This is a genomic window from Nonomuraea sp. SBT364 (assembly GCF_001083785.1).
Lineage (GTDB): Bacteria > Actinomycetota > Actinomycetes > Streptosporangiales > Streptosporangiaceae > Nonomuraea.
In genome coordinates, this window is the sequence record NZ_LAVL01000039.1 from 12,812 (window position 1) to 28,933 (window position 16,122).

A 16,122-nucleotide genomic window follows, 5' to 3' on the forward strand; every position below is an offset into this window, starting at 1 on the left:
CCTCACGGCCGGAAGGCCGCCTACTGGCGGGCGCGTTCCTCGGCGAGGTGGAGGCCGGCCTCGATGATCGCGTTCATGACGGGGGCCAGGCGGGCCTCGCCGAGCTCGGGGGCGCGCTGGGCCATCCGGGTCACCAGGGCGCGCTCGCGGGCCAGGTCGCGGCCCGCGAAGCCGCCCACCGGCTTGAGGCGCTGCACGATGCCGGCCAGCGCGGCACGGCGTTCCAGCAGGGTGGCCAGGGCGGCGTCGACCCGGTCGATCGCCTGCCGGCAGTCGGCCAGCGTGCCCGGCGCCTCGGGACGCAGCAGCGCGCCGACCAGCGTCACGGCCTCCTCGGCCTGCCTCCGGTCATCCGGGGCGTCGTCCACGATCAGCCCGTCGGCCCCCGCGGCCACGGCCGCCGCACCCAACCCCGCGTCGAGGGCGCCGGCATCTCCGGACAGATCGGCGAGGACGGGCAGGCCGGACGCCTCCCTGGCGGCCCGCATCAGCCCCAGGTCGGCGCTCTCGCAGAGGATGACCTGGTCGTTGCCCTCGGCGGCGACGTAGCCGGCCACCCCCAGCCACTCCTCCAGCGACGCCGACGGGCGGCGCTCCACCACCACGGGCAGGCCCAGCGCGGCCACCGCGCGCACCAGCGGGATGTCACGCGTCCACGCCGACCCGACCACCACGCCACGGGCCAGCGACGCGATCGCGGGCAGGTCGCCGGCGCCGGCGGGCTCGACGAGGGTGACCCCGTCCCGCAGCCGCTCGAAGGCGTCCCCGTCACGCCCGCCGCGCTCACGCAGGCTCACCCGGTCGCTGATCACCACGGCGGGGCCCTCGCCCACGCGCAGCCCGCCCAGCGCGACCACGTGCCGTTCCAAGGTCGATGACATCTCGGCTCCCCAATCGGCCGGCTCTTCTGGAACCGGCGGAAAAACCAAAAAGGCAGAGACCAGGCGTCTCTGCCTTCGTGCCGACTCCAGGTGGTCGCTAGCTGACGACCGGCCCTCCCGGAGCCGGCTCGGTAAACGCGTAGCGACAAGTCATGTAGGAACTTTACACCCGTCCTTCCACCTGCCGGGACATCGTTCCCGAATGGTGGACTGGCCTTCCGGCGAGTCGCCGTTGATCCGCGCCTATGGGAGTATTTCTTGGCCGAGAGGGAGGGTTTGAGGCCGTTGATGTCGGATCGCAAGCAGGACGGACGCCGCATCGCCGGTCGTTACCACCTGCAGGAACCCATCGGCAAGGGCGGGATGGGCATTGTCTGGCGTGCTCATGACGAACTCCTTGACCGCACCGTCGCTGTCAAGGAAGTCAGGTACGCCGCCGCCCTGGGTGACGAGGTGCAGCTGCTCAACCGGCGCACGATGCGTGAGGCGCGGGCGGCGGCCAGGTTCGAGCACCCGAACGTGATCGTCGTGCACGACGTGATCGAGGAGGACGACCGCCCCTGGATCGTCATGCAGCTCGTCCCGTCGCGCTCGCTCGGCGCGGTGATCAAGCAGGACGGGCCGCTGCCCCCCGAGAGGGTGGCGGAGATCGGCCTGGCGGTCCTCGACGCGCTGCACCGCGCGCACGAGTCCGGCGTGCTGCACCGCGACGTCAAGCCCGAGAACGTGCTGCTGGCCGACGACGGCCGGGTGGTGCTGACCGACTTCGGCATCGCCACGCTGGAGACCGAGACGCAGCTCACCGTGACGGGGCTGGCGGGCACGCCGGCGTTCATCGCGCCGGAGCGGCTCAAGGGGCTGCCCGCGCGGCGCGAGTCGGACCTGTGGTCGCTCGGCGCCACGCTCTACACCGCCGTGGAGGGCCGCTCGCCGCATGAGCGCGGGATGGCGCTGGCCACCATGCACGCGGTGCTGACCGACGAGCCCGACCCGGCTCCGCACGCGGGGCCGCTCGCGCCGGTGATCGACGGCCTGCTGGCCAAGGAGCCGGTCCAGCGGCTCACGTACGAGGAGACGACGCGGCTGCTGCGCCGGATCAGCCAGTCCGGCGGCCGGCCGGCGCCGGTCCCCCGCGCCGACCCGCCGACGCGGGTGCAGCCGGCGGTCGAGGACGACATGCCGACGGACCCGAACCTGGCGCCCGTCCGGCCGGCCCAGCCCGCCCACCCCGCGCGGCCGTCGCGGCCGTCGCGGCCCGCGTCGTTCGCCGAGACCGGCGCGCGCTTCCCCGAGCCGGGCGCGCGCCGTCCGCGGAGCGACGCCCGCACCCCGGAGACCCGCGCCCGCGACGAGGAGCGCGACGCCCGCTACCCCCGCGACCGCTCCCGCCAGGAGAGCGACGCCCGCTACGCCGAGGGCCGCTCCCGCCAGGAGGGCGACGCCCGCTACCCGGACAGCCGCTCCCGCCAGGAAGGCGACTCACGCTACGCCGAGGGCCGCTCCCGCCAGGAGGGTGAGTCGCGGTACGCGGAGGGCCGTGCTCGTCCGGAGGGGGAGTCGCGGTATCCGGAGACCCGCGCCCGCCGCTCGGAGGCCGACTCGCTCTTCGGGGAGGCCGCCGACCGGTTCGGGCAGGCGACCGCCGACCCGGCGACCGGCGACCCGACGCGGGAGGGCGGCTCCGACAGGCGGCAGGCCGTGCCCGTGGTCGTCGCCGTCGTCGCCGTCGTGCTGATCGCGGCCGTCGGCGGCTATCTCGGCCTGCGCTCCACGGCCGACGACGAGGCTCCGCAGAAGCAGCGGACCGCCGCCACGGACACCACCGCCTCCACCGGCGCCTCCGAGTCACCCTCGGAGCCGTCGGGGCCGTCGCCCGAGTCGCCGGCCGCCACCCCGGCCGGCCGCCCCTCCCCCACCCCCACCGAGACGGAGGAGAAGGCGGAGTCCGCGGCCCTGCCCGACGGCTGGAAGCTGTACAAGGACAAGAAGCTCGACTTCACCATGGGGCTGCCCAAGGGCTGGAAGGAGTACAAGCGCGAGGGCAGCCAGGTCTTCTTCCGCGGCCCCGGCGCCGCGTCCAACGCCTTCGTGTCGGTCGACCGGGCGTCCAACCCGGGCTCGGACCCGTACAAGGACTGGAAGAAGCAGGAGAAGAGCGCCCGCTACGGCTTCGGCGGCTACGAGCTCCTCGGCATCAAGAAGGTCGACTTCCAGAAGGCCGCCGCCGACTGGGACTTCACCTGGCGCACCAACACGGGCGTGACGCGGGTGCGCAACCGCGGGTTCGTCACCGAGAACGGCCGCGGCTACGCGATCTACTGGCACAACCTCAACAGCCGCTGGAAGAAGGACTACCACTTCTTCGAGACGTTCTGCGCGACCTTCAAACCCGACCAGTAGGCTGCGGCGATGGACAGGCAGGTCGGCAACCGCTACCGCCTCATCGAGCCCCTCGGCGAGGGCGGCATGGGCGTGGTCTGGCGCGCTCACGACCAGTTGCTCGACCGCACGGTGGCGATCAAGGAGGTCCGCTACACCGGCGTCGGCGAAGCCCAGCGTGCCGCGCTCAACCGGCGCACCATCCGGGAGGCGCGGGCGGCGGGGCGGCTCGACCACCCCTCGGTCGTGGTCGTCCACGACGTCGTCGAGGAGGACGGGCGGCCGTGGATCGTCATGCAGCTCGTGCGCTCCCACTCGCTCGCCGAGACGATCCGCGCCGAGGGGCCGCTGCCGGTGACGCGGGTGGCGGCGATCGGCGCCCGGGTCCTCGACGCGCTGCGCGCCGCGCACGCCACCGGGGTGCTGCACCGCGACGTCAAGCCCGAGAACGTGCTGCTGGCCGACGACGGCCGGGTGGTGCTGACCGACTTCGGCATCGCCACCGTGGAGACCGACGCCGGTCTGACGGCGACCGGCGGACTGGTGGGCACGCCCGCGTACATGCCGCCGGAGCGCCTCAACGGCGAGGCCGCGCGGCCCGAGTCGGACCTGTGGTCGCTGGGGGCCACCCTGTACGCGGCGGTGGAGGGCGCGCCGCCGTACCGGCGCGACTCCTGGGCGGCCACGGTGGCGGCGATCCTGCGCGATCCGCCGGCGCCGCCGTCGCACGCCGGCCCCCTCGCCCCGGTCATCACCGGCCTGCTGTCCCGCGACCCGGGCGCCCGTATCCCCGCCGCCGAGGCGGCCCGCCTCCTGGCGGCCATCGCCGCGCCGCTCCCGGGGATGTCGCACTTCGGCGACGCGCCCTTCCCCGGAGGTTCGCAGGAGAAGGCGCCGCCCGCCTACCGCCGGGAGACGCCCCCCGCCGGAGTCGCCACACGCCCCGGCGCCATGCCCTCCCCCGGCGAATGGGGCCCTCCAGCGGGGGCACCGGGCTACGGCGCGGCGATGGACGGGGCTCGTACCGACGTCCCCGCGGGAGCGAGCGGGGCCGTCCGGGCTGGTGACACGGTGGGTGTGCCGGGGAGGCGGCGGTGGGCCGGGGTCGGACTCGCCGTGCTCGTGGCGGCGGCCGTGGGCGCGGGCGGCGTGCTGGTGGTCATGAACCTGGCGTCGCCGGGGACGGACGTCGCCGCCCCCGGCCCGTCGGCCGACGCGTCCGCCGCCGGCCGGCCCGGCGGCACCCCGACGGGACGAACCGGCGAGCCGACCAGTGGCCCGACCAGTGGCCCGACCAGTGGCCCGGCCAGTGGCCCGGCCAGTGGCCCGACCGGCGACCCCACGGCGACCGACGGAGGCCCGAGCACCGGCCCGGCGACCACCCCCAGTGGTCCCGCGCGGTCGCCCGGGAGCGCGCGCCCGCCCGCCGGGTGGCGGACGTATCGTGACGCCGCCGGCGGGTTCTCCATCGCCATGCCGAAGGGCTGGCGGGCGGTCAAGCACGCGACGAGGGACAGCGTGACCCTGTCGGGTCCCGGCACCGCCGGAACGATGATCGTGGAGTGGACCGTTCCCCGGACGCGGCATGCCACCCCCGAAGCCCACTGGCGAGCCCTGGAGCGGGAGATCCGGGACAAGGGCGAGTTCCCCGGCTACCGGCGGGTCGGCATCCGCCCGCTCACCTACCTGGGCGTCCCGGCGGCCGACTGGGAGTTCACCCGGCCGCGCGAGGGCACGCTGATCCACGTGGTGAACCGGGGCTTCCGCACCGCCGACGGCCGCCCGTTCGCCCTCTACTGGGAGACCGACCACGCCCGCTGGACGCGGGACCGGCACTACGCCGACGCGTTCCTGCGCACGTTCCGCCCGGTGGCCCGGTGAGGGAGCAGGCGCGGTTCTGGCGGCATCCGGGGGTCCCGGAGGTCGACCTGCTCAAGGCCCGGTACGTCACCCACCGCTTCTCCCGGCACGTGCACGACGGTTACGCGATCGGCGTCATCACCGACGGCGTCGAGGAGTTCGACTACCGGGGCACGCTGCACCGGGCGGCCGCCGGCGAGGTGGTGCTGGTCAACCCCGACTCGATGCACACCGGTCAGGCGGGCGTGGCGGACGGCTGGGCGTACCGGATGATCTATCCGTCGGTCGAGGCCGTCGCGGAGGTGGCGGCGGAGCTGGGCCTGACGCGCGGCACCCCGTACTTCCCCGAGCAGGTGGTGGGCGACCGGGAGGTGGCGGCGGTGCTGGCGGCGGCGCACCGGGCCGCCGAGGTGGGCGACCGGCTGGCCGCCTCGACGCTGACGCGGACGCTGTTCGCGCGGCTGCTGAGCCGGCACGCGGCCGGGCGGCCGGCGGTGGCGCTCGCGCCGGAGGGTCGGCGGGCGGTGGAGGAGGCGATGGGCCTGCTGCGCGAGCGGCTGGTCGACCCGCCGTCGCTGGACGATCTGGCGCAGGCCGTCGGCGCCAGGCCGTTCCCGCTGCTGCGCGCGTTCAAGGCGGTGACGGGGCTGCCTCCGCACGCCTACCTGACGTCGCTGCGGGTGCGGCACGCGCGCCGGCTGCTGCGCTCGGGGGTGCCGGCCGCGCGGGTGGCCGCCGACGTGGGCTTCACCGACCAGGCGCACCTCACCCGGCACTTCAAACGGATCGTCGGCGTGCCACCGGCCGCCTACCAGCGGGCCGCAGGAACGTACAAGAACCACGACTGACCTGCCCATACCCTCATATGACATGGAAAGAACGACTTACCGTTCCGCCGCGATCCGGGACGGGCTGGGGGTGGGCCTGGCCGTGGGGCTGTCCGGCGTCGCCTTCGGGGCGGCGGCGGTCACCGCGGGGCTGAGCGTGCCGCAGGCGTGCGTGCTGAGCCTGCTCGCCTTCACCGGCGCCTCGCAGTTCGCGCTCACGGGCGCCGTCGGCGCGGGCGGCGACCTGGTCTCCGCCGCGTCGGGCGCGCTGCTGCTCGGCGGCCGCAACACGCTGTACGGCCTGCGCCTGGCGGATCTGCTCCAGGTACGGGGGGCGCGCAGACTCGCGGCGGCGCACGGCGTCATCGACGAGACGACGGCCGTGGCGCTCGCCCAGCCGTCACCGGAGGCGGCCCGCACCGGCTTCCTGACCACCTTCGCCACCCTGTACGTGACGTGGAACCTCACCACGCTGGCCGGCGCGCTCGGCACGTCCTCCCTGGGGGATCCGGGGATGCTGGGGCTGGACGTGGTGGGTCCGGCGACGTTCCTGGCGATCCTGTGGCCGCGCCTGGCCGGGAGCGGTGAGCTGCGGCTGCTGGCGGCGGCCGGGGCGGCGGTCGCGCTGCTGGCGACGCCGTTCCTGCCGCCGGGGGTGCCGGTGCTGCTGTCGGCGTTCGCGGTGCTCGTGGTGATGGCGCGATGACGCTGTGGTGGGCGATCGCGGCGGTGTGCCTGGGCTGTTACGCGCTCAAGCTGGCCGGGCTGGCCGCGCCGCGCCAGGTGCTCGACCATCCGATGGTGCGGCGGTTCGCCGAGCTGGTGCCGGTGGCGCTGCTGTCGGCGCTGATCGCCGTGCAGATGTTCACCGCTGACGGGGCGCTCGCCTTCGACCTGGCCCGGACGGCGGGGCTGGCCGCGGCGGTGGTGGCGCTGGTGCTGCGCGCCCCGTTCCTCGTCGTGCTGATCGCGGCGGCCGCCACGACAGGGGTTGTCCGGCTCTTTCTCGGGTAGGCGCCCCACATGTCCGATTCTGCGGGGATTGTTGGGGGCCGCTACCGGCTGGTGCGGACGATCGGCCGTGGCGGCATGGGCACCGTGTGGCAGGCTCACGACGAGGTGCTCGGCAGGGACGTGGCCCTGAAGGAGGTCCTCCCGCCCCCCGATCTCACGGGACCGGAACGCGAGATCTTCACCACCCGGACGTTCCGCGAGGCGCGGGCGGCCGGGCGGGTGGCCCATCCGTGCGTGGCGGCGGTCTACGACGTGCTGGAGGAGCACGGTCACCCGTGGATCGTGATGCAGCTCGTCCGCTCGCGCACGCTGGGCGAGCTGGTGCGCGACGACGGGCCCATGACCCCCGCGGAAACCGCGCACCTGGGCCTGCAACTGCTGGAGGCGCTGCGCGCGGCGCACGGCGCCGGGGTGCTGCACCGCGACGTCAAGCCCGACAACGTGCTGCTGGCCGAGGACGGCCGGGCGGTGCTGACGGACTTCGGCATCGCGACCACGGAGGACGAGGCGCCGGTCACCCGCACCGGGATGCTGATCGGCACGCCGGCGTTCATGGCACCGGAGCGGGCGGCCGGCGGGCAGGCGCGGCCGGCGTCCGACCTGTGGTCGCTGGGCGTGACGATGTACATCGCGGTGGAGGGCCACTCCCCCTTCCACCGCTCGAACGCGCTGGCCACGCTGGGCGCGGTCATGCACGCCGAGCCGGCCCCGCTGGCCCGCGCGGGCGTGCTGGCGCCGGTCCTGCTCGGGCTGCTGCGCAAGGACCCGGCGGAGCGGATGTCGCTGGAGGAGGCCGAGGGGCGGCTGACGGCGATCATCGCGGGCAGCGCGCCGGAGCCGACCGGGCCGGTGCCTGTCCCGGTGGCCGAGCCGCCGCCCGTCCGCCGCCGGCCGCGGCTGCTCGCGCTGGGCGTCGGGTCGCTGCTGGTGGCCCTGGTGACGGGCGGGTGGGCGTGGTGGTCGCACCGCCCGGCGGAGACGGCCAGGCCGCCCACCGTGCCGGCGGTGGTGAACACTCCCGGCCCGGCCGCGCCCGCCGAGTCGTCGCGGCCGGCCGACCCGCCGCCCTCGTCGGCAACGGCCGACCCGTCGCCACGATCCGGCCTGCCGCCCTCCGGCTCCGATCCCACGTACGCGCCGCCGCGCGACCGGGACACCGGCGAGCCCGACACCCCGTCGGACCGCGCGACCGAGCGCAAGCCCGACCCCAAGCCCACGAAGTCCCCCAAGGCCCCCAAGTCTTCCGAGTCCACCGAATCCTCAGCCCCGGCGGAGCCGGAGGATCCGGACCCGGGCAAGCCCGGCCAGGTGGAGCCGGACGGCGGCGACCAGGCTCAGGGCCCGCAGGACAAGCCGGGGAAGAAGCCGAAGAACCCGAAGAACCAGAAGAAGCTCTGACCGGCTACGATTCGGCGCGCACGGCGTCGAGCGCCCCGCGCAGGTCGTCCGGGTAGTCGGTGGTGAACGACATCCACTCACCGGTCGCCGGATGCTCGAACCCGAGCGAGACCGCGTGCAGCCACTGCCGGGTGACGCCCAGCCGGGCGGCGATCGTCGGGTCCGCGCCGTACATCAGGTCGCCGACGCACGGGTGGCGCAGCGCCGACATGTGCACCCTGATCTGGTGGGTACGGCCGGTCTCCAGCTTGATGTCGAGCAGCGAGGCCGCCCGGAACGCCTCGATCGTGTCGTAGTGGGTGATGGACGGCTTGCCGCCGGCGACCACCGCGAACCTGCCGTCACCCGAGGGGTGCCGGTCGATCGGCGCGTCGACCGTGCCGCGGAACGGGTCGGGATGCCCCTGGACCAGCGCGTGGTAGCGCTTGTCGACGGTGCGTTCCTTGAAGGCGCGCTTGAGGAAGGAGTAGGCGTGCTCGCTCTTGGCCACGGCCATCGCGCCGGTGGTGTTGGCGTCGAGGCGGTGCACGATGCCCTGCCGCTCGGCCGCGCCGCTGGTGGCGATCGTGTGACCGGCGCCGAGCAGGCCGCCGATCACGGTCGCGCCGGTCCAGCCGACGGTCGGGTGCGCGGCCACGCCGATCGGCTTGTTGACCACGACGATGTCGTCGTCCTCGTACACGATCGTCATGCCGGGGACCGGCTCGGCCACCGGCATCGGGGTGGCCACCGGCGGCGGCAGCGTCACCTCGAGCCAGGCTCCGGCGTGCACGCGGTCGGACTTGGCCGGCTCGCGGCCGTCGACCACGACCTCGCCCGCGCCGATCAGCTCGGCCGCGCGGGTGCGCGAGAATCCGAACAGCCGCGAGAGCGCGGCGTCGAGCCGCTCGCCCTCCAGCCCGTCGGGCACGGGCAGACTACGCTGCTCGGCCACTCTTGCCCTCCCTCGTTCCGTCGATCTGGTAGCCGCGCCAGGCCAGGATGACCGCCAGGATGCCGCCGCACACGATCGCCGAGTCGGCGACGTTGAACACCGGGAAGTAGTCGATCACCGGGAAGTTGCCGGGCAGCACCTCGACGAAGTCGACCACGTGCCCCTGGAACTGGGTGGACCTGCCGAAACCGGAAGGGTAGCGCAACAGCCGGTCGGTGAGGTTGCCGAGCGCGCCGCCCAGCAGCAGCCCGAGCGTGATCGCCCAGGGCATGCTGCGGAGCTTGCGCGCCGTGCGGATGATCGCGATGACCACGCCGGCGGCGATGAAGGTGAAGATGAACGTCATCCCGGTCCCGATGCTGAACGCGGCACCGGAGTTGAAGATCACCCGGAACTGCAGCACGCCCGGGATGACGACCAGCGGCGGCTCGCCCTCCAGCGTCCGCAGCACCACCGTCTTGGTGACGAGGTCGGACACGTAGAGGACGGCCGCCAATGACGCCAGGACCGCGACGAGGCGGCCCCGCCGCCCGCCTACCGGCGCTCCTCCTTCTGCTTGCAGGCCACGCACAGCGTCGCCCTCGGGAACGCCTGAAGGCGTTCCTTGCCGATCGGCTTGTGGCACGATTCGCACACTCCATAGGTCCCTGAGTCGATCCTGGCGATCGCACGTTCGTTCTGCGCGACCAGGTCGCGTGCATTCAGGGTAAGGGCGATCTCGCGTTCGCGCTCGTAGGTCTTCGCGCCGGCGTCCGCCTGGTCGTCGCCCGCCCCCTGGGTGACGTCGCCCGAGGCGATCTCCGACTCGTGACGGAGGATGTCGGCGTTGAGCTCGTCGATCTCCGTCTGCAGCCTGCCGCGTACCTCGGCCAGCTCCTGTTTCGACCACGTCGACGGTGTTGCGGTGGTCTGTGTGACTGCCACCATGGCTGCCTCCATGCTGATCAAGGCCGTGAATGGTGCGGGCAGCTTAGGTCTCCGATAACGGAACGGCAAACGACCCGCCGGACGGTTTACCTCTGCCGTACTATCCCGCCCCGCTGCTCTCACTCCTGCTCAGCGGACTCCATTCCCACAACTTTGTCGGTTCCAGGCACAGGGAAACCCGGAAGCATCCGCCCCCCGCTCTGCGTTATGGTGTGAAGCTGCAAGGCGTTGATGGGGCCCGCTTGTGAGGGATATCACCCCGGAGCCGCCGGAAGAACGGCTCACCAGAGCTCACTAGACCCGGCAGCAGCCCAACGAAGAGGGCCCCGAGCCATGGGGCCAAGAAGGGTGGTACCGCGGAGCCCCCGGCTTCGTCCCTTCACGCCGGTCTGTCCCATGACGCGTGGAGGTCCCGCCCGAAATGTCTTCGCCATCATTCCGCTCTCTTCCCGCGCAGGTCGACCTGCCCGCGCTCGAGCGCGAGGTCCTGGACCGCTGGCGGGACGGGAAGATCTTCGAGCGGTCCGTCCAGCAGAACGAGGGCAACCCCTCCTGGGTCTTCTACGAGGGCCCGCCCACCGCCAACGGCCTGCCCGGCGTGCACCACGTCGAGGCGCGCGTCTTCAAGGACCTGTTCCCGCGCTACAAGTCGATGCGCGGCTTCAGCGTCCCGCGCAAGGCCGGCTGGGACTGCCACGGCCTGCCCGTCGAGGTCGGCATCGAGAAAGAGCTCGGCCTGTCCGGCAAGCGTGACATCGAGGCGTACGGCATCGCCGAGTTCAACGCCAAGTGCCGCGAGTCCGTGCTGCGTCACGTCGACGCGTTCGAGCAGCTCACCGAGCGGATGGGCTACTGGATCGACCTGTCGACGGCCTACCGGACCATGGACCCGGCCTACGTCGAGGCCGTGTGGTGGTCGCTCAAGGTCGTCTTCGACAAGGGGCTGCTGTTCCGCGACTTCCGCATCACGCCCTACTGCCCGCGCTGCGGCACCGGCCTGTCCGACCACGAGCTGGGCCAGCCGGGCGGCTACGAGACCGTCACCAGCCCGTCGGTCTACGTCCGCATGCCCGCGACCTCCGGCCCGCTGGCCGAGCTGGGCGCCTCGCTGCTGATCTGGACGACCACGCCGTGGACCCTGGTGTCCAACACCGCCGTCGCCGTGCACCCCGACGTCACGTACGTGGCCGCGCGCACGGCCGGCGGCGAGGTGCTGGTGGTGGCCGAGCCGCTGAAGGCCGCCGTGCTGGGCGACGACGCCACCGAGGTGGCCCGCTTCACCGGCCGCGAGCTGGAGCGCACCACCTACGAGCGGCCGTTCGAGCTGGTCGACATCCCCGACGCGCACTACGTGGTGCTCGGCGACTACGTCACCGTCGAGGACGGCACCGGCCTGGTCCACCAGGCGCCCGCGTTCGGCGCCGACGACATGGCCGTCATCAAGCGCTACGACATGCCGGTGGTCAACCCGATCGGCCCCGACGGGCGCTTCCTGGACGACGTGCCGATGGTGGGCGGGGTGTTCTTCAAGGACGCCGACGAGCGGCTCACCGACGACCTGCGCGGGCGCGGGCTGCTGTTCCGCGGCGGCCACTTCGACCACAGCTACCCGCACTGCTGGCGCTGCCACACGCCGCTGCTCTACTACGCGCTCCCGTCGTGGTACATCCGCACCACCGCGGTCAAGGACCAGATGCTGGCCGAGAACGCCGGCACCAACTGGTACCCCGACACGGTCAAGTGGGGCCGCTTCGGCGAGTGGCTGCGCAACAACGTCGACTGGGCGCTGTCGCGCTCGCGCTACTGGGGCACGCCGCTGCCGCTGTGGGTGTGCTCCGCGGACGAGAGCCACGTGACCTGCGTCGGCTCCCTGGCCGAGCTGGGCGAGCTGGCCGGCCAGAACCTGTCGGCCCTCGACCCGCACCGCCCCTTCGTCGACGACGTGGCCTTCCCCTGCCCGGCGTGCTCGGCCGAGGCGCGCCGGGTGCCCGACGTCATCGACGCCTGGTACGACTCCGGGTCGATGCCGTTCGCCCAGTGGGGGCGCCCCGGCAAGCCGGAGGGCGTCTACCCGGCGCAGTTCATCTGCGAGGCGACCGACCAGACCCGCGGCTGGTTCTACTCGCTGATGGCCGTGGGCACGCTGGTGTTCGGGCAGTCCTCCTACGAGAACGTGCTGTGCCTCGGGCTCATCCTGGCCGAGGACGGGCGCAAGATGAGCAAGCACCTGGGCAACATCCTGGAGCCGATGCCGCTGATGGACCAGCACGGCGCCGACGCGCTGCGCTGGTTCATGGCCTGCTCCGGCTCGCCGTGGGCGGCCCGCCGGGTCGGTCACAACGCGCTGGAGGAGATCGTCCGCAAGGTCCTGCTGACCTACTGGAACACCACGTCGTTCTTCACCCTCTACGCCAACGCCGAGTCGTGGTCGCCCGCGATGCTCGCCGAGGCCCCGCCGGCCGCCGAGCGGCCGCTGCTCGACCGGTGGGCGCTGGCCGAGCTGCACCGCACGGTTGCCGAGGTCACCGCGGCGCTGGACGAGTACGACACCCAGCGGGCCGGGCGCAGGCTGGCCGACTTCCTCGACGACCTGTCCAACTGGTACGTGCGCCGCTCGCGCCGCCGGTTCTGGCAGGGGTCGCGCGAGGCGTTCGCCACCCTGTACGAGTGCCTGGAGACGGTCACGCGGCTCATGGCGCCGATGACGCCGTTCGTCACCGACTACCTGTGGGACGTGCTGCGGAGCGAGGAGGCGCCCTCGTCGGTGCACCTGACCTCCTGGCCCGCCGTACGGGAGGACCTGCTCGACCCGGCGCTGTCGGAGCGGATGGCGCTGGTGCGGCGGCTGGTCGAGCTGGGCCGCTCGGCCCGTGCCTCCTCGGGCGTCAAGACCCGCCAGCCGCTCGGCCGCGCCCTCGTCGGCGCGCAGGGGTGGCCGTCGCTGCCTGGCGAGCTGCGTGACCTCGTCGCCGACGAGCTGAACGTCCAGGCGCTCGAGGACATGTCCGGTTTCAGCGCCGACCTGGTCTCGTACACGGTCAAGCCGAACTTCCGGGCGCTCGGCAAGCGGTTCGGCTCGCAGACGAAGCTCGTGGCCGCCGCCGTGGGCGCCGCCGACGCCACCGCGCTGGCTCGCGGCCTGCGCTCCGGCGCCACGGTGAGCGTGGAGGCGGGCGAGCTCGGCCGGGTCGAGCTCGGGCCGGACGACGTGATCGTCACCGAGCAGCCGCGCTCCGGCTGGGCGGTGGAGACCGGCGCCGTCGACACCGGCACCGGCGAGACGGTGGCGCTCGACCTGGAGCTGACCGACGAGCTGCGCCGGGCCGGGCTGCTGCGCGAGGTCATCCGCCTGGTGCAGGAGGCGCGCAAGTCGAGCGGCCTGTCCATCACCGACCGCATCGACCTGTGGTGGTCGGCCTCCGGCCCGGACCTGGCGCAGGCGCTGCGCGCGGGCGGCGGCCTGGTGGCCGACGAGGTGCTGGCCACCTCGGTCACCGAGGGCGCCGAGCCGGGCCTGCCCGCGCACACCGACGCCGACCTGGGGCTCTCCTTCCAGCTCCGCCGCGCCTGAGACACTCCTCCGGACGGCGGTAGGGCCCGCCCTACCACCGTCCGGGGGTGCGCCTTCCTTGTCCGGCCACCGGGCTGTCGCGAAACTTGGCCAAGCGCCCATTTGTTTCGAAGGAGCTCATCCCATGCGGGTCCCGGTGAACGGCACCACCCTGTACGTCGACGTCGAAGGAACCGGGCTGGAGCCCGACGGCTACACGATGCGGGAGAAGCCGACCCTGGTGCTGCTGCACGGCGGCCCCGGCCACGACCACACGATCTTCAAGCCCGCCTACGGGCGGCTCGCGGACGTGGCCCAGATCGTCTACGTCGACCAGCGCGGCAACGGCCGCAGCCAGGACTCCGACCCGGCGACCTGGAACCTCGGCCAGTGGGGCGACGACGTACGCGCCCTCTGCGACACCCTCGGCATCGTCAAGCCGATCGTCCTGGGCTGGTCCTGGGGCGGAGCCGTGGCCATGAGCTACGCCTCCCGCCACCCCGGCCATCCGGGCAAGCTGATCCTGCAGAGCACCGTCGCCCGCTGGGACGTGGACCGGATCGTCGAAGGCTTCCGCGCCGAGGCGGGCGAGGAGGCGGCGCTGGCCGCCAAGGCGTTCCTCACCGAGGGCACGCCGGAGACCTTCGCCGCCTTCGGGCGGCTCTGCGCCCCCGCCTACAGTCCCGACCCGGCCTTCCCGTCGGAGTCCGACATCCAGGCCATGGCCCGCATGGTGCCCAACCCGGAGCTGACCATGAGCTTCATGTCCGGCGCCCGGTTCGACCTGCGCGAGCGGCTCGCCGCGATCCACTGCCCGACGCTCGTCGTGGCCGGCTCCCGTGACCCGATCACGCCCCTGGCCACGGCCGAGGAGATCGCCGCGGGCGTGCCAGGGGCGCGCCTGGAGGTGTTCGAGCGCTCGGGCCACTTCGTGCCCGACACCGAGGGCGAGCGCTTCTTCTCCCTGCTGCGCTCCTTCATCGGATGACCTACCTGCCGGCCGGCGAGCGGCGCCGGCTCATCGTCGACGCCGCCATCGAGGTGATCGCGACGGAGGGGCTCGCGCAGGCCACCACCCGGCGCATCGCCGAGCGCGCCGGTACGCCGCGCGGCACCATCCACTACTGCTTCCGCGACAAGGACGAGCTGATCATGGTCGTCCTCGGGCGGGCCGGGGCCACGATGCGCACCGCCTTCGAGGGGCTCGACCCGGCCGCCGGCCTGGAGGCGACCCTCCGCGCCGTCGTCGCCACCTACTGGCAGTGGATCCGCGACCACCTCGGCCTGCACCTGGCGCTCATGGAGCTGACCATGTGGGTGATCCGCAACAAGGACAGCGTGCTGCCGGCCTCGCGGGACGTGTGGGCGGCGGTCAACGGCCCGCTCGGCGGCGACCTCATCCGGTCCGCCCTGGAGTCCGCCGCCGACGCGGACGGCGTCCGGCCCGCCGTCGCGGTCGCCGACCTCACCCGCTTCCTCATCCACCGGATGGACGGGCTGGTCTTCGAGTACGCCGAGACGAGCGACCCGGCCGGCTGCTCCCGCCAGGCCGGCCTCCTCGCCGACGCCCTCATCGCCCTCGCCCGCCCATGAGCGCTCGTGCTCAGAGTTCGGCGGCGGCTCCCACGGGCAGCCGCCGGATGTCGGCGCCGAGCCGCTCGCGCTCGCTCTCCAGCACGCCGTCGAGCACCTTGAGCCCCCACTCGTTGAGCAACCCGTCATGCACGGCGAAGGCCCTGCGCGGCCGCACCGCGCGCAGATAGCCGATCAGGTCGGGCACCGTCATCCACGGCGCCTGCCCGGGCACCAGCAGCGTGGGCGCGTCCACCACGGTGAGCGCGTCACCCGGATGGAACACCTCCCCGTCGACCAGGAACCCGACGTTGCCCACCGGCGCCACATCGGGATGGCTCACGTGGTGCCGCTCGCCGACGACCGCCACCTCGAACCCGGCGGCCTTCACCACGTCCCCGTCACGCACCACCCGCACCCGGTCGCCGAACTCCGCCAGCCCGCGCGCCACTCCCTCGCAGGTGTAGACGACGAGCTCCGGATCGCTCTCGGCCGCCGCCCGCAACCGGCCGGCGTCGAGGTGATCCCAGTGCTCGTGCGTGACCAGCACCGCCTCGGCGCCGGCCAGCGCGGCGGCATCGGGCATGATCATCCCGGGGTCGATGACCAGTGCCCGCGAGTCCTTCTCCAGCCGCACGCAGGCATGCCCGTACTTGATGAGCCTCATGAGCCCATCCTCCCGCCCCGCGTCCCCGCGCACGCCGCGCTTCGCGTACGGCTCAACCGGCTCGACCGGCTTGACCGCCGGTCACTGCCGTACGCTCGCGGGAGCCGGAGCGA

14 protein-coding genes are annotated in these 16,122 nt (G+C 73.4%); 9 read left to right on the top strand and 5 right to left on the bottom strand.

The annotated features are described in order from the left end of the window. Positions 1 to 20: 20 nt before the first annotated feature. Positions 21 to 881 carry a chorismate mutase gene (locus ADY59_RS53725; protein WP_082310235.1) on the bottom strand — a complete coding sequence of 287 codons (861 nt, stop codon included), beginning with the start codon at positions 879 to 881 and terminating at the stop codon, positions 21 to 23. A 288-nt stretch (positions 882 to 1,169) separates the two neighbouring features. Here ADY59_RS53725 and ADY59_RS19395 point away from each other — a divergent pair, with 288 nt between their 5' ends. The 6 genes from ADY59_RS19395 to ADY59_RS47580 are packed head-to-tail and all read left to right on the top strand — an operon-like array spanning position 1,170 to position 8,359. Further along, the gene (locus tag ADY59_RS19395) at positions 1,170 to 3,281 is read left to right on the top strand and encodes a serine/threonine protein kinase (RefSeq protein WP_049564063.1); all 2,112 of its coding nucleotides are present in this window, start codon (positions 1,170 to 1,172) and stop codon (positions 3,279 to 3,281) included. Positions 3,282 to 3,290: 9 nt separating this feature from the next. Beyond that, on the top strand, positions 3,291 to 5,141 hold the full coding sequence (locus tag ADY59_RS53420) for a serine/threonine-protein kinase (RefSeq protein ID WP_049564065.1): 1,851 nt from the start codon (positions 3,291 to 3,293) through the stop codon (positions 5,139 to 5,141). Next, positions 5,138 to 5,968, top strand: a complete 831-nt coding sequence (locus tag ADY59_RS19405) for an AraC family transcriptional regulator (RefSeq protein ID WP_049564067.1) — start codon at positions 5,138 to 5,140, stop codon at positions 5,966 to 5,968. Before ADY59_RS53420 ends, ADY59_RS19405 begins: the two co-directional genes overlap by 4 nt. 22 nt (positions 5,969 to 5,990) lie before the next feature. After that, entirely contained in the window at positions 5,991 to 6,653 is a 663-nt protein-coding gene (locus tag ADY59_RS19410; RefSeq protein WP_049564068.1) for an AzlC family ABC transporter permease, read from the top strand. Beyond that, on the top strand, positions 6,650 to 6,961 hold the full coding sequence (locus ADY59_RS19415; protein ID WP_049564070.1) for an AzlD domain-containing protein: 312 nt from the start codon (positions 6,650 to 6,652) through the stop codon (positions 6,959 to 6,961). The genes ADY59_RS19410 and ADY59_RS19415 overlap by 4 nt, the downstream gene beginning before the upstream one ends. Before the next feature lie 9 nt (positions 6,962 to 6,970). Then, positions 6,971 to 8,359, top strand: coding sequence for a serine/threonine-protein kinase (locus ADY59_RS47580; protein WP_082310236.1), 1,389 nt, complete (start codon positions 6,971 to 6,973; stop codon positions 8,357 to 8,359). A 4-nt stretch (positions 8,360 to 8,363) separates the two neighbouring features. Here ADY59_RS47580 and ADY59_RS19425 read toward each other — a convergent pair whose 3' ends face one another. From ADY59_RS19425 to ADY59_RS19435, 3 genes are read right to left on the bottom strand one after another with little or no spacing between them, the layout of a single operon-like run. After that, positions 8,364 to 9,293, bottom strand: a complete 930-nt coding sequence (locus ADY59_RS19425; RefSeq protein WP_049564071.1) for an RluA family pseudouridine synthase — start codon at positions 9,291 to 9,293, stop codon at positions 8,364 to 8,366. After that, entirely contained in the window at positions 9,277 to 9,789 is a 513-nt protein-coding gene (lspA, locus tag ADY59_RS19430; RefSeq protein WP_231618788.1) for a signal peptidase II, read from the bottom strand. The genes ADY59_RS19425 and lspA overlap by 17 nt, the downstream gene beginning before the upstream one ends. A 38-nt stretch (positions 9,790 to 9,827) precedes the next feature. Next, positions 9,828 to 10,220: a TraR/DksA family transcriptional regulator gene (locus ADY59_RS19435; RefSeq protein WP_082310240.1), complete on the bottom strand. Its 393-nt coding sequence runs from the start codon at positions 10,218 to 10,220 to the stop codon at positions 9,828 to 9,830. A gap of 421 nt (positions 10,221 to 10,641) precedes the next feature. On the opposite strand from ADY59_RS19435, the gene ileS reads away from it, so the two are divergent. The 3 genes from ileS to ADY59_RS19450 all read left to right on the top strand — a co-directional run bounded on the left by ileS (position 10,642) and on the right by ADY59_RS19450 (position 15,363). Further along, positions 10,642 to 13,791: an isoleucine--tRNA ligase gene (gene ileS / locus ADY59_RS19440; protein WP_049564076.1), complete on the top strand. Its 3,150-nt coding sequence runs from the start codon at positions 10,642 to 10,644 to the stop codon at positions 13,789 to 13,791. Between the two features lie 124 nt (positions 13,792 to 13,915). After that, positions 13,916 to 14,758: an alpha/beta fold hydrolase gene (locus tag ADY59_RS19445; protein WP_049564078.1), complete on the top strand. Its 843-nt coding sequence runs from the start codon at positions 13,916 to 13,918 to the stop codon at positions 14,756 to 14,758. Further along, positions 14,755 to 15,363, top strand: coding sequence for a TetR/AcrR family transcriptional regulator (locus ADY59_RS19450; protein WP_049564080.1), 609 nt, complete (start codon positions 14,755 to 14,757; stop codon positions 15,361 to 15,363). Before ADY59_RS19445 ends, ADY59_RS19450 begins: the two co-directional genes overlap by 4 nt. A 10-nt stretch (positions 15,364 to 15,373) precedes the next feature. On the opposite strand, the gene ADY59_RS19455 is transcribed toward ADY59_RS19450, so the two are convergent. Continuing rightward, the gene (locus ADY59_RS19455) at positions 15,374 to 16,009 is read right to left on the bottom strand and encodes an MBL fold metallo-hydrolase (RefSeq protein WP_049564082.1); all 636 of its coding nucleotides are present in this window, start codon (positions 16,007 to 16,009) and stop codon (positions 15,374 to 15,376) included. Between the last annotated feature and the right edge of the window lie 113 nt (positions 16,010 to 16,122).

Excerpts from the sequence above, each read along its gene's own strand:
- ADY59_RS19435 (WP_082310240.1), bottom strand. The coding sequence starts at position 10,220 with ATGGTGGCAGTCACACAGACCACCGCAACACCGTCGACGTGGTCGAAA.
- ADY59_RS19395 (WP_049564063.1), top strand. The coding sequence starts at position 1,170 with ATGTCGGATCGCAAGCAGGACGGACGCCGCATCGCCGGTCGTTACCAC.
- ADY59_RS19415 (WP_049564070.1), top strand. The coding sequence starts at position 6,650 with ATGACGCTGTGGTGGGCGATCGCGGCGGTGTGCCTGGGCTGTTACGCG.
- ADY59_RS19445 (WP_049564078.1), top strand. The coding sequence starts at position 13,916 with ATGCGGGTCCCGGTGAACGGCACCACCCTGTACGTCGACGTCGAAGGA.
- ileS (WP_049564076.1), top strand. The coding sequence starts at position 10,642 with ATGTCTTCGCCATCATTCCGCTCTCTTCCCGCGCAGGTCGACCTGCCC.
- ADY59_RS47580 (WP_082310236.1), top strand. The coding sequence starts at position 6,971 with ATGTCCGATTCTGCGGGGATTGTTGGGGGCCGCTACCGGCTGGTGCGG.
- ADY59_RS53420 (WP_049564065.1), top strand. The coding sequence starts at position 3,291 with ATGGACAGGCAGGTCGGCAACCGCTACCGCCTCATCGAGCCCCTCGGC.
- ADY59_RS53725 (WP_082310235.1), bottom strand. The coding sequence starts at position 881 with ATGTCATCGACCTTGGAACGGCACGTGGTCGCGCTGGGCGGGCTGCGC.
- ADY59_RS19450 (WP_049564080.1), top strand. The coding sequence starts at position 14,755 with ATGACCTACCTGCCGGCCGGCGAGCGGCGCCGGCTCATCGTCGACGCC.
- ADY59_RS19410 (WP_049564068.1), top strand. The coding sequence starts at position 5,991 with ATGGAAAGAACGACTTACCGTTCCGCCGCGATCCGGGACGGGCTGGGG.
- ADY59_RS19455 (WP_049564082.1), bottom strand. The coding sequence starts at position 16,009 with ATGAGGCTCATCAAGTACGGGCATGCCTGCGTGCGGCTGGAGAAGGAC.